The organism is Bradyrhizobium sp. MI1.4 (genome assembly GCF_055811315.1).
The window spans coordinates 133851-151492 of the sequence record NZ_JBVVPP010000001.1; the positions used below are offsets into that span (position 1 = coordinate 133851).

General features: G+C 64.2%; 15 protein-coding genes and 2 tRNA genes. 2 read left to right on the top strand and 15 right to left on the bottom strand.

Going from position 1 to position 17642, the window contains the following annotated elements:
- Window positions 1-6 precede the first annotated feature (6 nt).
- A complete protein-coding gene (locus AC0L23_RS00640; RefSeq protein ID WP_085349818.1) occupies window positions 7-609 on the top strand; it encodes a DNA-3-methyladenine glycosylase in 603 nt (200 codons plus the stop codon).
- 2 nt (window positions 610-611) lie between these two features.
- Here AC0L23_RS00640 and AC0L23_RS00645 read toward each other — a convergent pair whose 3' ends face one another.
- The 13 genes from AC0L23_RS00645 to AC0L23_RS00705 form a co-directional block, all read right to left on the bottom strand.
- Window positions 612-3488, bottom strand: coding sequence for a valine--tRNA ligase (locus AC0L23_RS00645; protein ID WP_085349819.1), 2877 nt, complete (start codon window positions 3486-3488; stop codon window positions 612-614).
- 141 nt (window positions 3489-3629) lie between these two features.
- Complete coding sequence (locus AC0L23_RS00650) at window positions 3630-4403, bottom strand: PopZ family protein (RefSeq protein WP_085385239.1); 774 nt, start codon at window positions 4401-4403, stop codon at window positions 3630-3632.
- A gap of 305 nt (window positions 4404-4708) precedes the next feature.
- Complete coding sequence (locus AC0L23_RS00655) at window positions 4709-6100, bottom strand: TolC family outer membrane protein (RefSeq protein ID WP_018457815.1); 1392 nt, start codon at window positions 6098-6100, stop codon at window positions 4709-4711.
- A 203-nt stretch (window positions 6101-6303) separates the two neighbouring features.
- Window positions 6304-6966, bottom strand: coding sequence for a protein-L-isoaspartate O-methyltransferase family protein (locus AC0L23_RS00660; RefSeq protein ID WP_018457814.1), 663 nt, complete (start codon window positions 6964-6966; stop codon window positions 6304-6306).
- Between the two features lie 136 nt (window positions 6967-7102).
- Entirely contained in the window at window positions 7103-7282 is a 180-nt protein-coding gene (locus tag AC0L23_RS00665; RefSeq protein ID WP_026233446.1) for a hypothetical protein, read from the bottom strand.
- A gap of 176 nt (window positions 7283-7458) precedes the next feature.
- A tRNA-Asn gene (locus tag AC0L23_RS00670) sits at window positions 7459-7533 on the bottom strand.
- A 134-nt stretch (window positions 7534-7667) separates the two neighbouring features.
- Window positions 7668-8036 (bottom strand): hypothetical protein, encoded by a 369-nt coding sequence (locus tag AC0L23_RS00675; RefSeq protein ID WP_085349822.1) that lies wholly within the window; start codon window positions 8034-8036, stop codon window positions 7668-7670.
- A 1099-nt stretch (window positions 8037-9135) separates the two neighbouring features.
- The gene (locus tag AC0L23_RS00680; RefSeq protein WP_026233445.1) at window positions 9136-9519 is read right to left on the bottom strand and encodes a RidA family protein; all 384 of its coding nucleotides are present in this window, start codon (window positions 9517-9519) and stop codon (window positions 9136-9138) included.
- Window positions 9520-9535: 16 nt separating this feature from the next.
- On the bottom strand, window positions 9536-11869 hold the full coding sequence (locus tag AC0L23_RS00685) for an acetamidase/formamidase family protein (RefSeq protein ID WP_018457810.1): 2334 nt from the start codon (window positions 11867-11869) through the stop codon (window positions 9536-9538).
- Between the two features lie 259 nt (window positions 11870-12128).
- Window positions 12129-13370: an acetamidase/formamidase family protein gene (locus AC0L23_RS00690; RefSeq protein WP_018457809.1), complete on the bottom strand. Its 1242-nt coding sequence runs from the start codon at window positions 13368-13370 to the stop codon at window positions 12129-12131.
- A gap of 49 nt (window positions 13371-13419) precedes the next feature.
- Entirely contained in the window at window positions 13420-15042 is a 1623-nt protein-coding gene (locus AC0L23_RS00695) for an amino acid ABC transporter permease/ATP-binding protein (protein ID WP_018457808.1), read from the bottom strand.
- Window positions 15042-15959: an ABC transporter substrate-binding protein gene (locus tag AC0L23_RS00700; RefSeq protein WP_026233444.1), complete on the bottom strand. Its 918-nt coding sequence runs from the start codon at window positions 15957-15959 to the stop codon at window positions 15042-15044. The genes AC0L23_RS00695 and AC0L23_RS00700 overlap by 1 nt, the downstream gene beginning before the upstream one ends.
- A 432-nt stretch (window positions 15960-16391) precedes the next feature.
- Window positions 16392-16655 (bottom strand): hypothetical protein, encoded by a 264-nt coding sequence (locus AC0L23_RS00705; RefSeq protein WP_018457806.1) that lies wholly within the window; start codon window positions 16653-16655, stop codon window positions 16392-16394.
- A gap of 256 nt (window positions 16656-16911) precedes the next feature.
- Between AC0L23_RS00705 and AC0L23_RS00710 the strand changes: the two genes are divergently transcribed.
- On the top strand, window positions 16912-17124 hold the full coding sequence (locus AC0L23_RS00710; RefSeq protein WP_018457805.1) for a hypothetical protein: 213 nt from the start codon (window positions 16912-16914) through the stop codon (window positions 17122-17124).
- An 87-nt stretch (window positions 17125-17211) separates the two neighbouring features.
- Here the strand turns inward: AC0L23_RS00710 and AC0L23_RS00715 are convergent, their stop codons facing one another.
- Together AC0L23_RS00715 and AC0L23_RS00720 are read right to left on the bottom strand one after the other, a co-directional pair.
- Window positions 17212-17358 (bottom strand): hypothetical protein, encoded by a 147-nt coding sequence (locus AC0L23_RS00715; RefSeq protein ID WP_018457804.1) that lies wholly within the window; start codon window positions 17356-17358, stop codon window positions 17212-17214.
- Window positions 17359-17546: 188 nt separating this feature from the next.
- Window positions 17547-17620 (bottom strand) — tRNA-Cys (locus tag AC0L23_RS00720).
- Window positions 17621-17642 lie beyond the last annotated feature (22 nt).

Consider the following 17642-nt stretch of genomic DNA (forward strand, 5'->3'; position numbering starts at 1 on the left):
CCTCGAATGGCTCCAGTCTCGAAGACCTCTACTCCTCGGCTCGGCAAAGCCCTGAAGCGTACCTTTTTCGCGCGCAGCGTCCACGAGGTCGCGCCCGATCTGATCGGTGCGACCATGCTGGTCAACGGCGTTGGCGGGATCATCGTCGAGGTCGAGGCCTATCATCATACCGAGCCGGCGGCGCACTCCTACAATGGCCCGACGCCGCGGAACCAGGTGATGTTCGGCCCGCCCGGCTTTGCCTATGTCTACCGCTCCTACGGCATCCACTGGTGTGTGAACTTCGTCTGCGAGGAAGAAGGCTCGGCCAGCGCCGTGCTGATCCGCGCGCTGGAGCCGACCCACGGAATCGCCGCGATGCGGCGGCGCCGCCATCTCCAGGATTTGCACACGTTGTGCTCGGGCCCGGGCAAGCTGACCGAAGCGCTCGGCATCACCATCGCGCACAATGCCTTGCCGCTCGACCGTCCGCCGATCGCGCTGCATGCGCGGACGGAGGACGTCGAGGTGGCGGCCGGCATCCGGATCGGCATCACCAAGGCGGTCGAGCTGCCCTGGCGCTATGGTGTCAGGGGCTCGAAATTCCTCAGCAAGCCGTTTCCGAAATAAGCTTACGACGCCTGCTTGAGCCGCTCCAGCGCCTCGAGCAGCTTGGCCTTGCGGGCGAGCGCGGCCTCGCGCTTCTCGCGCTCCTCCTCGACGACCTCCTCGGCCGCGTTGGCCACGAATTTCTCGTTGGCCAGTTTGGACTCGGCACGCTTGATGTCGGCGTCGGCCTTCCCGATCTCCTTGTCCAGACGTGTGCGCTCGGCGACGACGTCAATCACGCCCTTCAGCGGCAGCGCGGCCACCTCGCCGCGCACCAGGAGCTGGACCGCGCCGTCGGGCGCACGGTCGGCGAAGGAGATGTCCGACAGCCGCGCCATGCGCTTGATGACGTCGCTCCAGCGCGGCGCGCGCTCCTTCGTCTCGGCCGAGGCGCCTGCGAGCACCAGCGCCGTGAGGGTCGCCGGCGGGATGTTCATCTCGGCGCGCACCGAACGGATCTGCGTGACAAGGTCAATGACCCAGCCGATCTCGGCCTCGGCCGCGGGATCGGTGAAGTCGGCATGGTCGAAGATCGGCAGCACCCAAACCGGCGAGACGAGCGCGTCGGTCGGCCCCGTCGTCGCCGCGAGCATCGCAAGCTGCTCCGGCGTCGGCCCGGCCGGCTTCAGCGGCCACGGTGCCAGCGCGAGCAGACCGTCGCGCTTGGCCGTCACCTCCCACAGCTCCTCGGTGATGAAGGGCATGAAGGGGTGCAGCAGTTTCAGGATCTCGTCGCGCGCCCATGCCACCATGGCGCGGGTCTCGGCCTTGGCAGGGCTGTCGGGGCCGAGTAGCACGGGTTTTGCGAGCTCGAGATACCAGTCGCAATAGACGTTCCACACGAAGCGGTAGATGCTGCCGGCGGCGTCATTGAAGCGATAGGCCTCGATCGCCTCGGTCACCTCGCGCGTGGTGTGCGCACTCTCATGTGCGATCCAGCGGTTCAGCGTCTCTTTGACCTTCGCCGGCTCGAAGCCTTCGGGCACGGCGCAATGGTTCATCTCCGCAAAGCGCGACGCATTCCAGAGCTTGGTCGCGAAATTGCGATAGCCCTCGACACGGCTGGTGGCGAGCTTGATGTCGCGCCCCTGCGCGGCCATCGCGGCCAGCGTGAAGCGCAGCGCGTCCGCACCATATTGGTCGATCAGGCTGAGCGGATCGATGACGTTGCCCTTCGACTTCGACATCTTGGCGCCCTTCTCGTCGCGGACGAGGGCGTGGATGTAGATCGTCGAGAACGGCACCTCCTTCATGAAGTGCAGCCCCATCATCATCATGCGGGCGACCCAGAAGAAGATGATGTCGAAGCCCGTCACCAGTGCGTTGGTCGGGTAGTAGCGCTGCACTTCCGGCGCGTCTGCGGGCCAGCCGAGGGTCGAGAATGGCCACAGCGCCGAGGAGAACCAGGTGTCGAGCACGTCCTCGTCGCGCGTGATGAAGCCGTCACGCTTGTTGCGGTCGAGCGCCATCTCGCGGCCCTGCTCGACCGTGATGACTTCCTGCTCGACGTAATAGCCGAGGGCGTGGCTGACGGCCTCCTCCTCGGTCTCGGCGACGAACACCTTGCCATCAGGACCGTACCAGGCCGGGATCTGGTGGCCCCACCAGAGTTGGCGCGAGATGCACCAGGGCTGGATGTTCTCCATCCACTCGAAATAGGTTTTTTCCCAGTTCTTTGGCACGAAGGTGGTTTCGCCCGAACGCACGGCGGCCATCGCGGGCTTCGCCAGCGTCTTGGCGTCGACATACCATTGGTCGGTCAGATAGGGCTCGATCACCGTGCCGGAGCGGTCGCCATGCGGCACCATGTGGGTGTGAGGTTCGATCCGCTCGACGAAACCGAACGATTCCAGTCGCTCGACGATGCGCTTGCGCGCTGCAAAGCGATCGAGCTTGTTGAACTCCTCGGCGAACTGCGAGGCACCTTCCGGCAGGTCGCGCAGATAATCCTCGTTGTCGAGGAGATCGAGGCAACCTTCCTTGTCGATGACGCTGATTCGGGCGAGGCCGTGGCGATTGCCGACCTCGAAATCGTTGAAGTCGTGCGCCGGCGTCACCTTGACCGCGCCCGAGCCCTTCTCCGGATCGGAATAATCGTCGGCGACGATCTGGATCTTGCGGCCGACCAGCGGCAGGATCACGTTCTTGCCGACCAGCTTCTGATAGCGCTCGTCGTCGGGATGCACGGCCACCCCGGTATCGCCGAGCATGGTCTCCGGGCGCGTGGTGGCAACGACGATGAAGCTCGAGGGATCCTCGGGGCTGAAGATCTTGCCCTCGATCGGATAGCGCAGGTACCAGAGGCTACCCTTGACCTCGGTCTGCTGCACTTCGAGATCGGAGATCGCGGTGAGCAGCTTGGTGTCCCAGTTCACCAGCCGCTTGTCCTTGTAGATCAGTCCGTCGCGGTGCAGCTCGACGAACACCTTGACCACGGCCTTGGACAGGCCCTCGTCCATGGTGAAGCGTTCGCGCGACCAGTCGCAGGAGGCGCCGAGCCGCTTGAGTTGGTTGATGATGGTGTCGCCGCTCTCGGCCTTCCACTGCCAGACCCGCTCCAGAAACTTCTCGCGGCCCATCTCGCGACGGCTGGGCTGCTGGCGCTCCATCAGCTGCCGCTCCACCACCATCTGGGTGGCGATGCCGGCATGGTCGGTGCCGGGCTGCCACAGCACGTCGCGACCGCGCATGCGCTCGAACCGGCACAGGATGTCCTGGAGCGTGTTGTTGAGGGCGTGGCCCATGTGCAGCGAGCCCGTCACGTTCGGCGGCGGGATCACGATGGTAAAGGGCACAGCGTCGCGGCGGTCTGGGCGGCCGGCCTTGAAGGCAAGGCTGTCCTCCCACACGACGGACATGCGGGCTTCGATATCGGCGGGCTGGTAATTTTTCTCGATCATGGCGCTGTTAGAAAGCCGCGCACGGGGTCCAAGTCAACGGACAAGTCAACGGAAAGCCAGGCGGCAACAGGGCTTTCCGGTCCGGTCGGGAAACAGAATATGACCCACAAGCAGGGCTTTATGAGGGCTCTGCGGCCCGATCTACCTGCCGCCGCGCGATACCCGCTCGATTTCGGCCTTCACGATGCGTTCGACCAGGCCCGGCAAATTGTCGTCCAGCCAGGATTTCAGCATCGGACGCAGCATCTCCTTGACCAGATCCTCCAGAGTTCGCGCATTGCTGCTGAGCACCGTGTGGGCCAGGGAATTGAAGGCGGATTCGACCGCGGAGACCGTCGATTGCGCCAGCATCGGCTGTTGGGGCGGCAGCGGCGGCGCATCGAAGTCCACGGGCGCATAGGATGCCGGCGTCGGACGCGGCGCCGGCGATTCGGCGAATTCGAGATCGTCGCGCGGCTCGACCTTGCGGAAGCTCGGCGGCGGCGGAGGCGGCGTCGGCTCCATCGCCAGCGCCATATCGTCGGTCAATTCCAGCACGTCGGGCTCAGGTTCGGGCTCCGGCTCGGGAGCACGGATTTCCGGCGCGGGCGTGGCTGCGTCGAGCCCCGCCAGCAGCGCGTCGATATCGTCCTGATTGTTGGATGCATCCACCTCGGGTGCGGCGGCCGGCGGCGCTGCCGGCTTTGCGGCCGGAGCCGGTGCCGGCTTTTCGGCGGCCGGTTTGGGCGGCGCGACCTTGGATGGCGGAATATCGTTGATCGCCTGCGGCTTCGGTGACGCGGCGGGGGCGGCAGCTTTCTCGGGCTTAGCGGCATCCGCCGGCGGCGGCTTGGCCTCATCGTCGGCAATGATGCGCCGGATCGAGGCCAGAATCTCCTCCATCGAGGGTTCTGTGACCTTTGCAGGCTGCGTCATCTCCGACTCCACATCATCAACGCCCTCGCATGCGTTGTTTTACACCAAGCACGACAGGATTGGCCGGTTCCGGATGGGTGGCCCGACATTTTCGTCACGGCAGCCCGACTTGTCCCCAGATGACAGCTCAACGTGCAGCGGTGCGCCCCTGCCCTCGGCACTCATGCTTTACGCACACGGCATCGGATGCAGAGCGAATCGACCCGCATCTTCTTGGCAAGGCTATGTCAGGGATTTTGCTGATTGCAAGCAAAGCACCGGTCGGCTTCGGCTATTTGCGAGGCCGACCGGATGATTACGGGACTCTAGCGTCCGTCTGGCGTGCGTACGCCGGCCCAGCTGTCGCGGACCTGATGGTAGTGCACGCTGGGATCGTAGACAGTGGTGTTGAGGCCGAGGACTTGCGGCGCGAGACGACCGACCGCGTTGAGCACCGAATAGGACGCCACCACGCGGTCATGCTGGGCAGTGACGAGCGCCACGCGCGCGTTGACCAGCGCCTGCTGCGCGTTGAGCACGTCCAGCGTGGTGCGCTGGCCGGCCTTGGCTTCCTCGCGCACACCGTTCAGCGCGATCTCGGAGGCCGTAACCTGCGCCTGCGCAGACTGCACCTGCGCCTTGCCGGCTTCCAACTGGCCCCAGGCCTGCACGACGTTGGCGCGGGTCTGATCGCGTGTGGTTTCAAGATTCAGGCGCTGCTGCGCCAAGTTCTCTTTCGATTGGCGGATCAGCGCATATTCAGCGCCGCCCTGATAGATCGGCACCGAGGCGGTCGCGATGGCGGAAGCGGTCGTCGTTCGGAAGACCGTCAGGGTCTGCTGGTACGACTGGGTGATGCCAGCCTGAACCGTGAGGGTCGGCAGCAGCGCGCCTTCGTTGATCTTGACCTGGAGATAATTGACGTCGATGCCGAACATCGATGCCGTGACGTTGGGGTTCTCCACCAGGCTGAGACCGACGGCGGAGGCGAGCGTCCCGGGCAGGAAACGATCGACCGGCGAGCCCGGCGCAAGGTTCGTCGGCTCGTTGCCGATGATCCGGCGGAAATTGGCACGCGTCGTCGTGAGATTCGATTCGGCCGTCAGGGCCTGGGTCCTGCCTGCCGCGAGCTGCGCTTCGGATTGCGCCACGTCCGTGCGCGTCACCTCGCCGACATTGAACCGATCGCGCGTTTGCTTGAGCGTCTGTTCGAGGACGCGCACATTGCTGCGCTGAACTTCGAGTGTGGCGGAGTCACGAAGATAATCCATGTAGCTGGTCGCAGCCTGCAGCAGGACCGTCTGCTCGAGCACACGCAACGCCTCGCGGGATCCCGAGACCTGGCTTTCCGCCACGCGCGTCCTGTTGGCGGTCTGATTGCCGTTATAGAGCGTCTGGTTGATGGTCAGGCTGGCGCTATTGGGCTGAAGGGGCGGGTCGCTATGGATCGGCACAGCCTTCTGCGTCTGCTGAATATCCTGATATTGATAGCCGGTGCTGAGGTTGATCCCGACCTTGGGGCGATAGCCCGACAGAGCTTGCGGCACGTTCTCGTCAGTCGAGCGCACCTGGGCGCGCTGCGCGTTGAGCTGCGGATTGTTCTGATAAGCGCGCACCAGCGCAGCCTCGATCGTATCCGCCAAGGCAGGCGTCGGCGCGGCAAGCGCCAGCAGCAGGACCGAAACCGCTGCTCCGGTGAAGAGCTTCACCCCATGCATCCAAAAATTCCGTTCATTCTAACGCCCGGCTCGTGCCCGCGAGCTGGGTTACCGTCTACGAGTGGAGTCGTTGCCCCGCCGCAACATAGGACGCGGTCAAGCGCGACGGAACTACCTGAGGGGTGTTCTCGGTGGAAACTCTTCACGTGCAGCATCCCGGCCACACTTCTGATTCAGAACGGGATTTTAACGGGCCAAAGCCGTCAGAAGACGAAGGCGGCGGCCCGTTCCAGCCCCGGAAGGACCGGGGCTGCGGCATCGAACAGCGCCCGATGGCCGAATTCGCCGTGGGTATGGGTCACGATCATGGCTCGCGGCGGCCTGGATTCGGCCGAGACCCCCACCAGGCGCCCCCCCTCCTTGAGCTGCCCGAGCAGCCCTGCCGGGGTTACCTCGGTGGCGCCGTTGAGGACGATCACATCATAGGGACCTGCGGCGGCATCACCCTCGGTGCAGGCCGCGGCCTTGCAGGCCACGTTGGCCAACCCGAGGGCGGCGAAGGCGTCGTTGGCCTTTGCCGCCAGGCCCGAATCGCATTCCGTCGCGATGACTTTGCGCGCGAGCTTGGCGGTCAGCGCAGCGAGATAGCCCGTGGCGCAGCCGACGACCAGCACGTCGTCATCCTCGCCGATCTCGGCGGCCTGGAGCAGCTTGCCGGTCAGCTGCGGCTTGATCAGGAACCGCTTGGCGCCTCCCTCGCTGACGTCGAGATCGAGGTCGAGATACGCCAATGCCTGCCGGCTGGCGGGCACGAAAGCCTCGCGCGGAACCGTGAGCATGGCGTCGAGAACACGACGGTCGGTGACGTCACTGGTGCGCACCTGGCCATCGACCATTTTTAGGCGCGCCGTCGAGAAAACGGACATTTGCGGACCCTGCAAGGCGGACGATGCCGCGGACGAAAGTTGGCGGCATCTTTGGAACAGGCCCTGCGAAAACGCAACATGGCTTTGGCCCGCAAACCGGGCCCTTCCGCAACTCGCAACGTCGAGGGTGAGCCGCCTATTCGATCGTGACCGCGAGGCGGCCGATCAATGCGGCGACTTCGTCCAGCCGTGCCGAATCGTGGGTCTCGACCGCCCGCGCCAGACAGGCGAGGCATTCGTCGTCGCTGAGTTCGGGGATGTCCGCCGGCAGAATGGAGGGGGCCAGCGGGAAACGGTCGACCTGGATGTCTCGCATGGGAATCAGCTCCGTAAAGGACCGGCCTCTGGAAGCTCGATTTCAATTGAGTCGTTTTGGCGTCACCAGGGAGGATGCCGGCTCGCGACGGTACACATCTAATTGAGGATCTGCCGCAACGAGATCGCACGCCAGATCAGAGTCTGGGCCCAAGTTGCTGAAAATGAAGCGGAATTTGGCTCCCCGGGCTGGATTCGAACCAGCGACCATCCGATTAACAGTCGGATGCTCTACCGCTGAGCTACCGAGGAAAAGGGCGAACCTGTCGTTCGCGCGCGGCTGCGTATAACAAAGCCGCTTGCGCTTGCAAAGGACGAATTCGCTATGTGGCACATTGCGGCGAGGAAGGGCACGCGGCCCCTCCTCCGCCTGGCCTCAGGTCAAGTTACTCGGCGACGAACGAAGTGGTCTTGGTGCCGGAATCGTAGCGCAGCCGGAGTGCCGTGAACTTGCAGAGGTTGACGTTCTTCCAGAGCACGGTCTCGTCATAGTTCTGCCAGTCGACGCGGACGTTCCAGACGCATCCTTCGTCGTCATCGTCGAACTCGACATAGGTGCTCGCCTGGTTCTGCAAAACCTTGTCCAGCTCGTTGTCCCATTCGTCCATGCCATCGTCCGGAGCGTTGAAGCCCAGGAATTTGATGGCATAGCCGGTCTCGTTGACGACAGTGACGTTGCGGGCGTCAGCCGCGTACGAAGGCGCGGCGGCAATCGATAGACCGACCGCGATCAGTGCAGACAGAAAATACTTCATATGAAATTCCCCCGATCGAAACGGGCTTTCGGTGCCTGACGTCGATCGGCGCAGGCGCCGCGGCAACCAATGGCGTTGCCTCGAAGGATTCGTCGGAGGCGCAATCGAAAGGTGCAAGACGCGATCGATCCGCCTCCGGCTCTCTGCACGACGCGAGACGCGCAGCGAGCCAATTCTTATCGATTCGAATTCTCCGCAGCAATGAACCGGCATTCATAGATCGCGGGGTTTGTTGTCTCCGGGGCGGGCGCCCGGCACCGCGCGAATATGATTCTTGTCGCAGACACAGCTTCGCGCCCTCGCGGCTTGGCTCGCCCGAGCTTTGCTTTGTTTCGTACACCCTCCTCGTCAGAGGGCGCAGGGAAGACCGGGTGCCGGCTGGCACCCACGGTCCACTGTGCGAAGGTTGCGCTACAAGAGGCTGCACAGCGGCATACAGGTGAAGCCCAACACACGGCCTTCCCTGCGCAGTGGTTTGACGGCTTATGCCGAGCTCTCCCCGGGGAGCGATGCACTATTGCCCCCGTCGCCTTGCGGATGGCTGATGCTGCGTGCCCGGTCGGGCAGCGACATCACCACAAGACTTGACGCACAGACCCCGGGCGTCAGGACGACACGGTTTTGCCGTACGCTAATAGCACCGGTCGTGTGCGCGACGCCTTCGCTCACGGTTGCCCGCCCTGCAAAGCCCTTCGCGCCGATGTGACTAGCGTCCACCGCAGCTCACCCCGCGTTCGTGACGATCGCGATACGCCCCGCTGACAGGGATGAGGTGGCGACTGAATACGCCAAAGTCGAATTTCGGTAAAGTAGAATCTTTTCGCGCGAGCGGATTGACCCGTCGTTTGGGTGTTTTGCCCGTCGGGCAACGCAAGGGCTTGTAGCCCCGGGGGGGGGGGGGGGGGCTGGGGGGCCCCCGAAAAGGAAAAGAAAAAAAAAAGACGAAGGCGGGGCAAACACCCCGGTGGTTGGGGTGTTTCCCCGGGGGGCAACCCCACGGGTTTGCCCCCGGGTGGCCGCCACCCTAAACCCGGGACCCTGTATCCGTTAAACGAATCCCGGATTGCGCTTCGCTCCATCCGGGCTACGGATCATCTCCTCACGGCCGGCGGCAGACCAGGTCGATCTCGATCAGCGCGTCGTAGGCAAGCCCGGTGACACCGACGCAGGTGCGGGCCGGCAGGCGGTCGGGCGGAAAGAACGCGCGATAAGTCTCGTTCATCGCGGTGTAGTCTTCCTTGAAACGCGTGAGATAGATGCGTGTCATCACGACGTGCTCGAAACCGAGATCGAGGCCCGCCAACACCACCTTCAAATTCTCCATCACCGCCCTCGTCTGCGCCACGATGCCCTCCGGCAGCACGCCCGGGATTTGCGGCGTGTCCGGCATCTGGCCGGTGACAAAGACAAAACCGTCGGTCTCCACCGCGTGGCTGAAGGGCGCGACCGGCTTGGGTCCGCCGCTGATCATGTGGAATTTCACTGGAGTATCCTTCGGTTTAAGGCGCGTCCAGAAACAGGCGCTTGCTGATGATCGCGTGCACGCCCCAATTGCCGTCGACCACCTGCGTGACGCCGAAGTCGACGGCGGCCGACATCAGCGCGATCGCCTCGTCCTCGCTCAACCCCTTCACGTTCATCAGGAAGCGTCGCATCTTGCGAAACGCATCTTTCATGGCGAGATCGAGCGAGGACTTTGCGTAAACCTCGCTCTGGCCCTGAGCGCCGAACTCGGCGAGGTAGTTGGGATGGCTGAATCCGGTCAGGACCCAATCAGATTCGGTTTCGATCAGGGGATAAGAGAGATCGGCGAAGGGTTGGCCGGAGAGGTCGGCCTTCTTGTGCAGGATCACCTCGAAGGTTCCGGTCATCGAGCATTCAATCGCGGTGCCGCTCAATTCGCCGTCGCCTTGCGTGGCATGGGGATCGCCGACCGATAACAATGCGCCGGGAACGGAGACCGGAAGATAGACGGTCGCCCCCTTCCCCAAGCGCCAATTGTCGAGATTGCCGCCGAAATAGGACGGCGGCACGGAGTCGATGAAATCGACCTCGCGCGGCGCCACCGCGATCACGCCGAAATGCGGGCGCAAGGGAATGCGGATGCCGTCGAGCACGGCGTGGCGGCGCTTCACGGTGCCGGGCAAGACCGGAACGCCGGGATAGTCGTAGGTGGCGTGCACCACGCCAAACGGGTCGGTCTGCGGCTCCCAGCGGTAGGAATACAGCGCGCGGGCATGCGGCGCATCGGTATCGTCCAGGATTTCGTAGATCGTCACGACCTCGCGCGGCTTCGGTCCTGAAAGAAATTCGTCGTAATGATAGCCCCACCAGGCCGCGACCGAGGAGCCGAACACGCGCCCTGAATGTTTCGGATGACGACTTGTGCGCGGTACGATGTCGAGGATCCGGACTTCCAGCACGTCGCCGGGCTGGGCGTCCTTCACCGACACGGGCCCCGTGCAGATGTGCACGCCAAAGCCTTCGCCGGCGCCGCGCCCGAATATGCTGGCATCCATCGGACCCGCGCCGCGGCGATCCACGTTCTTCCTCGCCTTGGTCCAACCGAATACACTTTCGGCGGCGGTATCGCCCGCGATCATCAGCTCAGGATCATCGGAGGCATGCTGCGTTAGCGTTTCGATCGTGATCGTATCACCCGAATTGATCTCGAGCTGCGGCTGTAACGCGCGACTGAAATATCCCCAATGAACACGGTGGGCTTCGATCGGAAGATGATGATGCTTGCGTTCGGCCGTTCTCGGCTCGTCGATGTCGGTTCGGGCGAGATTGCCGCGCGCCTCGGCGCTCGCCGGGTGCACGCGAAGCTGCGCCAGCGCATCCTGCGGCCAGCCGCGCTGACCGGCTATCCCCTGCTGGGTCGTCGCCCGCTCCGCTTCCTGCTGGCGAAACTCGCGCGGCGGCAGCCCGAAGCGATGGCGGAAGGCGCGGCTGAAATGCGCGGAATCGCCAAACCCATAGGCGTAGGCGATCTCCGAGATTGAGCGATGCGCCTCGGACGGATTGGACAGATCGGCCCAGGCGCGCTGCAGCCGCCGCTCGCGAACGTAATGAGTAAAGTTGTCGCCGACCGTCTCGAACAGCTTTTGCAGATAGCGCTCGGAAATCCCTTCGGCCTGCGCGACGCGCGCCGGCACCAGTCCGGGATCGTCGAGGCGGCGTTCGATGGTCTGGCAGATCCGGTGCAGGAGTGCCGACTGCGTCGCGCTCGATCCGGCGTCGGACGTCGAAGCCGCCAATTGATGGGCGAGTGTCAGCAGCAGATCGACGAGCGACTGCGTGACCGCATTCCATTCGGCATCGCTCAGCGTGTCGAGCGTGCGCGCGGTCGCGTCCATCAAGCGCGCGAAGACATCGGCAAAGCCGCTGGGCGGAACGACCCTGGGTTCGCCGAGCCGCGGCCTGCCCGAGAGGCGGCCGTGCAGCGCCTCCGAGGTCACCGACAGCACGACGGCGCGCATGTCGCGCTGGAATACGATGCTCCAGTCCCCGCTCCGCGGCAGCAGCACGAGATGGCCCACCGGAACGATGCGATGGCCGGCGGCGCTCTTGAGCACCATGCCGTCCTCGACCGGCATCAGCGCAATCGGCAGGTCTTCGTTGGCCTGCGGACGCGGACCGATGGTCTGGGCGCCGGCCGCCATGCGCGTCAGCGCAACGCCTGCGGCGTGGCGATGTGACGCCGTTGCGTGCCCATCCAGGAAGCAATGGCCTGCCGCCGGCTGCAGGCCGACCGCGGCGAGCACGTCCCGCCAGGCTTCGGGGCGGTCGTCTTGAGCGTAGGACTCGCTCGTGAAAGGACGGAAGCTCATCGGATCGACCCAGATTGCAGTGGATCGAAGCAACCTCTGTGCCAGACGAACGTGGTCATCCGTCGCAGCGAGGGGCCGCAAATGACGGTCTTTTGTCACGTCCTCATCCTGGAAATGAGCTGTTCTTCAAAGTGTTGGAGCGCGATGTCAACGTCGAGCACGATGTGTAGCCTGGATGGAGCGAAGCGTAATCCGGGGGCCTTTTGAGTCCGGCGTGACAAACCCGGATTGCGTTGCGCTCCATCCGGGCTACGGCCCATCAGTCGCACCGAAAGATGTTTTTGCGGATCGTGCCGTGAACTCCCCAATTGGCATCGACCACCTGGGTGACGCCGAAATCGGCGCCGACCGATAGCAGCGAAATCGCCTCGTCCTCGCTCAAACCGTGCACGGTCATCAGGAACCTCCTGAGCTTGCGGAACGCATCGCGCATCGCACGGTCGAGACTCGAGTGGTTGGCAATCTCGGTCTGTGCGTCGGCGCCGAGCGCGGCGAGGTAGTTCGGATAGGTGAAGCCGTAGAACGACCACGCCTGATCGGTCTCCAGCATCGGATGATCGAGACCTTCGAGGCTGGTGCCGGCGAGATCGGCCTTCTTGTGCAGGACGAACTCGAAATCGCCGGTCAGCGAGGTTTCGATCGCGGTGCCGCCAAGCTCGCTGTCGCCTTGCGCGGCGTGGGGATCGCCGACCGAGAAATAGGCGCCGGGGATCGCGACCGGATAGAACATCCGCGCCCCCTTGCCGATGCGCCAGTCGTCGATGTTGCCGCCGGTATAGCTCGGCGGGATCGAGCTGACGAAATCGGCCTCCGACGGCGCGAGCCCCATGGTGCCAAAATGCAGCCGTGCCGGCACCCTGACGCTTGTGAGGATGTTCTCGCGCTTCTTGATGGTGGCGTGATCGACGCGCACGCCGGGATAATCGATGGTCGGATGCACGATGCCGTCGGGGTCGGTCTGGGGCGTCCAGACGTAGTTGTAGACCGCTTTGGCGCAGGGCTCGCCTGACGTGTCGAGCTCGAAGATGGTGACGACCTCGCGCGGCTTCGGCTCCTCGATCAGATCGTGATAGTGAAAGCCCCAATTGGCGGCGATGTTGGAGCCGAAGCAGCGCCCGGCATGACAGGCGCTGCAGCTCGGCCGCGGCCGGATATCGAGGATGCGCACTTCGAGGATGTCGCCGGGTTCGGCGCCTTCGATCGCGACCGGACCGGTGAGGAGATGCACGCCGATCCCCTCGCCTGCTCCGCGGATGAACGGGCCTTCGGTCGGGCCCGAACCGCGCCGCCCGACGGCCTTGTGCTCGCGCGTCCATTGGAACACGCTCTCGGCGCCGGGATCACCCTGGATCATGCGCTCGTAGTCATCATTGGCGTGATGGGTCAGCGTCTCGATGGTGGCGCGATCCCCCGAGCGCAGGGTCAGGGCCGGCGCGACCTTCTTGGAGAAATAGCCCCAGTGGACGGTCTTCGGCGAAACCGGCAGCGTGACATGCTTCATGAGGTGGCCTCTTCTGGAAACGCGGTCTTGAACGGTGTGGGTGCGGCTCTCATCGCACCACCTCCGGAGTTTTGTCGGCTTCCATCACGCTGAGGAAACGCGCGGTCAGCGGATTGCGGGGGTTGGAGAGCACCTCGTGCGCGGGCCCCTCCTCGATGATCGTGCCGCCGCTCAGGAACGCGACGCGGTCGGCGACCTCGTCGGCGAAGCGGATCTGGTGCGTCGAGATGATCATGGTGAGGCCGTCATCGACGGCGAGCCGCCGGATCACCTCCAGCACCTCGCTGACGAGCTCGGGATCGAGCGCCGAGGTCGGCTCGTCCAGGAGCAGCACGCTGGGGTTCGGGGCGAGCGCTCGGGCGATCGCGACGCGCTGCTGCTGGCCGCCGGAGAGATGCCGCGGCAGCGCGTCGGCGCGGTGCGACAGCCCGACCCGCTCGAGCAGCTCGGCGGCGCGGCGATCGGCATCAATGCGGGTCATGCCGTGCACCCAGCGCAAGGGCCCGGCGATGTTCTCCTTGGCCGAGAGATGGGCAAACAAATTGAACTGCTGGAACACCATGCCGACGCCCACGCTTGCCCGCTCATTGGCGATCGCGCGGGGCGGCAGCAGCTTGCCGTCGTCGCCAAAACCGAGGCGGCGGCCGCCGACACGCACCGTGCCTCCGTCCCAGCTTTCGAGATGATTGATGCAGCGGAGCAGCGTGCTCTTGCCGGAGCCGCTGGGCCCGAGCAGCGCGACGACCTCGCCGACGCGTACGGTGAGATCGAGGCCGGCAAGCACCTTTTGCCCGCCGTAGCTCTTGGTGAGGTCCTTGGTCTCGACCGCGATGTTGTTGCGTGAAATCGTCGCCGCGCGCCGGGTGCGTTCCTCGCGGGTCAAGGCCAGCGGTGGCGTGTCGGTGAGCTCAGCCTGTGCAGGCACTTGGACGTCGACGATCGCTGCGGCAAGTTCGAGCTTGGTGGCGAGGTCGACGCGACGCCAGGGCAGGTAATCGGCGAGCCTGCGCTGGCGGCCCTTGGTACGATCGAGATCGAGCAACCATTCGACGAAAAGCTGGATGATGCTGATGGCAAAGGTCAGCACCAGGTATAGCAGGCCCGAGGCGAAGAAGATCGAGAAGAAGTCGAAGGTCGAGGACGCAAGCTGGGTCGAGCGCAGGGTCAGCTCCTGGACCGCGACCACGGAGGCGAGCGACGAATTCTTCAGCGCACTCACGGCCTCGTTGCCGAAGGCCGGGATCATGGTGCGGATCGCCTGGGGCGCGATCACCCGCCACATCAGGATCCGCGGCGTCATGCCGAGCGCCTGGCCGGCCGTCACCTGCCCGCGGTCGACACCGAGCACGCCGGCGCGCAGCATCTCGGCGATGAACGGCGCCTCGTTGCAGGCCAGCGCAAGGCCGGCGGCCAGCACCGCCGGCAGCTTGATCCCGATATGCGGCAACGCGTCGTAGGCGAACACCATTTGCAGGATCAGCGGCGTGCCGCGGAAGATCACGGTGTAGGCCCTGGCGATCGCCGCCAGCAGCCAGAAGCGGGAGAGCTGCATGCCGGCGAGGATCAATCCAAGGATCAATCCGCCGCCGAGCCCGAGGGCAGTCACCTCGAGGGTGAGCTCGATGCCCTCGAGCAGATACGGCATGCTCAGGTAATGGAGGAATAGCGACATCAGTCGGCCGTCAGAATGTCAGGCTCCTTGAAGTTGTTCACGTCGAGCCCATGCTTCTTCAGAAGCTCCATATGCGTGCCGGCCTTCTGCACCTCGATCAGGGCTGCGAGCACGGCGTCGCGGAATTTAGGCTTGTCCTTCGGGACGGCGATGCCGACCGAATACGGGATCGTCACCGCGGTCGCCTTCTCCAGCTTGTCCGGATAGGCCTTCACCGCGCTGTCGACGGTGTTGACGTCGTTGACATAGGTGTCGGCACGACCGGCGAGGATCGCCTGGATGCAGTTGGCGTTGTTGTCGTAGAGCTGGACGGTCGGCTCGGCCTTGCCGGCCTTCTTGCACTCAGGCATCAGCGTCTGGATCAGCGGCACCTCGACATAGCCGGTGTTTTCAGCGGCAGCGGCGCCGCACATCGACATGTTGATGCCGTTGATGCCCTTCGGATTGCCCTTGGCGACCAGCACGCCGTCGAACACTTTCGAATAGGTGATGAAGTCGGCGGCCTTGGCGCGCTCCTTGGTGGCGTAGATGTCGGAAATCACGATGTCGGCTTGTCCCGCGGCCAGCGTCGTCAGGAGCGCCGCGAACGTCACCGGCTTGTAGGTCAACTTGAAGCCGAGGCATTCGCCGATGGCTTCGCCGAGATCGATGTCGAAGCCGATATACTTGCTCGGATCCTTCGGATCGATGGTCTCATAGCCCGGCGTGTGCGGGTTGATGGCGTTGACGAGGGTCTTGCCCTTCCAGTCCGGATATTTGTCCTGGAGCGCGGCGCAGGCCGCAGGCGCCGCAGCCTGCGCGCTCAGGGGCGCGGCTGCCAGCGCGCCGAAAGTGACCGCGGCGCCGAGCGCGGCCTTGTGCCAAGACAGCGATGCACGTGCGTTCCCCCGCGCCTGGGGCAATACGGGTCTCTCCATCTCCAGCTCCTTCGAATTGTCATGGCAATGGCCATGTTCCAGATCGCGGAAGCGAGCCTAGGAGGAGAGCGGACCGGAAAGCTTGTCCGCGGGCGTACAAAAAATTGGATGGAGGGAGCCCGCCATTTGGGCAGGCAGCTGCTCAAAAAGTGTTCGTGAATGCGGGACGCTGTAGCGCGCAATTGCGAATTCGGGGAAACCACATGATCTTGCGTGACGCCGCGATCTGCACGATCAGCGAATCATGCGGTGAGGTCATTTGACAGAGATATGACAATCAAAGGACGCATCTGCGGCCGACATCCGAAGCACATCCCCCGCCGTCCCCAGCCTGTCCGCAGCATACCCACAGGTGTATCCACAGGACGACTATGCCGGATTCGCCTGCCCGCGCGAGCCACTTGCTGCGCACAAACCCACAGGGCCGGTATGTCAGCCGCCGGCCTGATCGAACACGATGCGGCAAGCCTCACTCAAGCTTGGCCTGTTACGGCGCAGGCAGGCCGTGATGGCGCGGACGTTGGGGATTTCGCCGGCGCAGAGCCGGTAGACGTCGGGGGTACAGGCCCGGCGCTGCTCGGGTGTTCCCTGCTGCGCATGGGCGGCGGAGGCAAACAGCGTCAGGAACAGCCCGACCGTCGAGGCCCGGCGCGCCCGGCTTTTCACGCCCGCAAATCGCAAGAACCGCGCCTTCATGACCAGTCTCCCGTCTGCTTTGCCCGACCGGCCTGTATTGGCCGGTGTGCAAAGGGGTAGGAGAAATAAACAGCGAAAGATGTGACATCCTTCACAGTGCGGGCACCCCGGCAGGAACCTAAGTTTCCCAACGCGATTTCATCAATCGCTAACCAATCGGGACCCGATTGGCGGATCGTTAAAATGCGATCGATCGGCTCAACCGGGAAACAAACCGGCTTTGCGATATTGCGCCATCCGCGGTCCGGAGGGTGTGATGAGCGAAGCCGAATTCAACTTGCTGCTGGATGCCGTCCAGGACGCCATGGTCCATGAAGATCTGGCGTTCGTGCCGGGGGAGGATCTCGTGCCGCGCTCGTGGACGTATTACGCGAAGCCCAACGCCTCCGCGAAGCCCAAAGCCGCCAATGACAATGAGGGCGCCTGGCCCTTGGTGCCTTTCCCGGACGGCTGGTACGCGGCCTGCTGAAGCCAATTTCACCGTGAGCCGACGCGCCCGCGCTCCGCGGGCGTTTTGCTATGGCAGCTACGCGGTGAAAATCCAGCGTGATCGCGATCAGGTCTTGACCCGCTCTCCGCCGTCCTGCGGCGCCTGGTCGGGTGCGGCCGGCGGAAAGATGCTGTCATAGATCGCACGGGCCTCGCGGATGAGGCGGGCCCGCTCCAGCTCGGATTTCGGGACAAATCGGACGGTTTCGCTCACGTGCTCTCCAGCGCTCGATCGTTGGGATGCATCACTTCGCAGATGCGAAGACTATGCCAGCGGGCTGAATGGCGGGTTTCCGCCGGGCCCCAGGCAAACCCGGTGTGCGCGGCCAGCACGCATCGCCCGCGCGGGCCGATGGCAGCCGCGATACGATCGAATATTGCTGAAATATCAGGAGGTTGAGATGGAGGCCACGTCGGGACTCGAACCCGAGTAAACGGTTTTGCAGACCGGCGCGTAACCACTCCGCCACGTGGCCCCAACGAGGGCGGAGCAATATA

Excerpts from the sequence above, each read along its gene's own strand:
- AC0L23_RS00685 (WP_018457810.1), bottom strand. The coding sequence starts at position 11,869 with ATGAGCTTCCGTCCTTTCACGAGCGAGTCCTACGCTCAAGACGACCGC.
- AC0L23_RS00700 (WP_026233444.1), bottom strand. The coding sequence starts at position 15,959 with ATGGAGAGACCCGTATTGCCCCAGGCGCGGGGGAACGCACGTGCATCG.
- AC0L23_RS00710 (WP_018457805.1), top strand. The coding sequence starts at position 16,912 with ATGAGCGAAGCCGAATTCAACTTGCTGCTGGATGCCGTCCAGGACGCC.
- AC0L23_RS00650 (WP_085385239.1), bottom strand. The coding sequence starts at position 4,403 with ATGACGCAGCCTGCAAAGGTCACAGAACCCTCGATGGAGGAGATTCTG.
- AC0L23_RS00640 (WP_085349818.1), top strand. The coding sequence starts at position 7 with ATGGCTCCAGTCTCGAAGACCTCTACTCCTCGGCTCGGCAAAGCCCTG.
- AC0L23_RS00690 (WP_018457809.1), bottom strand. The coding sequence starts at position 13,370 with ATGAAGCATGTCACGCTGCCGGTTTCGCCGAAGACCGTCCACTGGGGC.
- AC0L23_RS00655 (WP_018457815.1), bottom strand. The coding sequence starts at position 6,100 with ATGCATGGGGTGAAGCTCTTCACCGGAGCAGCGGTTTCGGTCCTGCTG.
- AC0L23_RS00665 (WP_026233446.1), bottom strand. The coding sequence starts at position 7,282 with ATGCGAGACATCCAGGTCGACCGTTTCCCGCTGGCCCCCTCCATTCTG.
- AC0L23_RS00695 (WP_018457808.1), bottom strand. The coding sequence starts at position 15,042 with ATGTCGCTATTCCTCCATTACCTGAGCATGCCGTATCTGCTCGAGGGC.
- AC0L23_RS00660 (WP_018457814.1), bottom strand. The coding sequence starts at position 6,966 with ATGTCCGTTTTCTCGACGGCGCGCCTAAAAATGGTCGATGGCCAGGTG.
- AC0L23_RS00705 (WP_018457806.1), bottom strand. The coding sequence starts at position 16,655 with ATGAAGGCGCGGTTCTTGCGATTTGCGGGCGTGAAAAGCCGGGCGCGC.
- AC0L23_RS00645 (WP_085349819.1), bottom strand. The coding sequence starts at position 3,488 with ATGATCGAGAAAAATTACCAGCCCGCCGATATCGAAGCCCGCATGTCC.
- AC0L23_RS00675 (WP_085349822.1), bottom strand. The coding sequence starts at position 8,036 with ATGAAGTATTTTCTGTCTGCACTGATCGCGGTCGGTCTATCGATTGCC.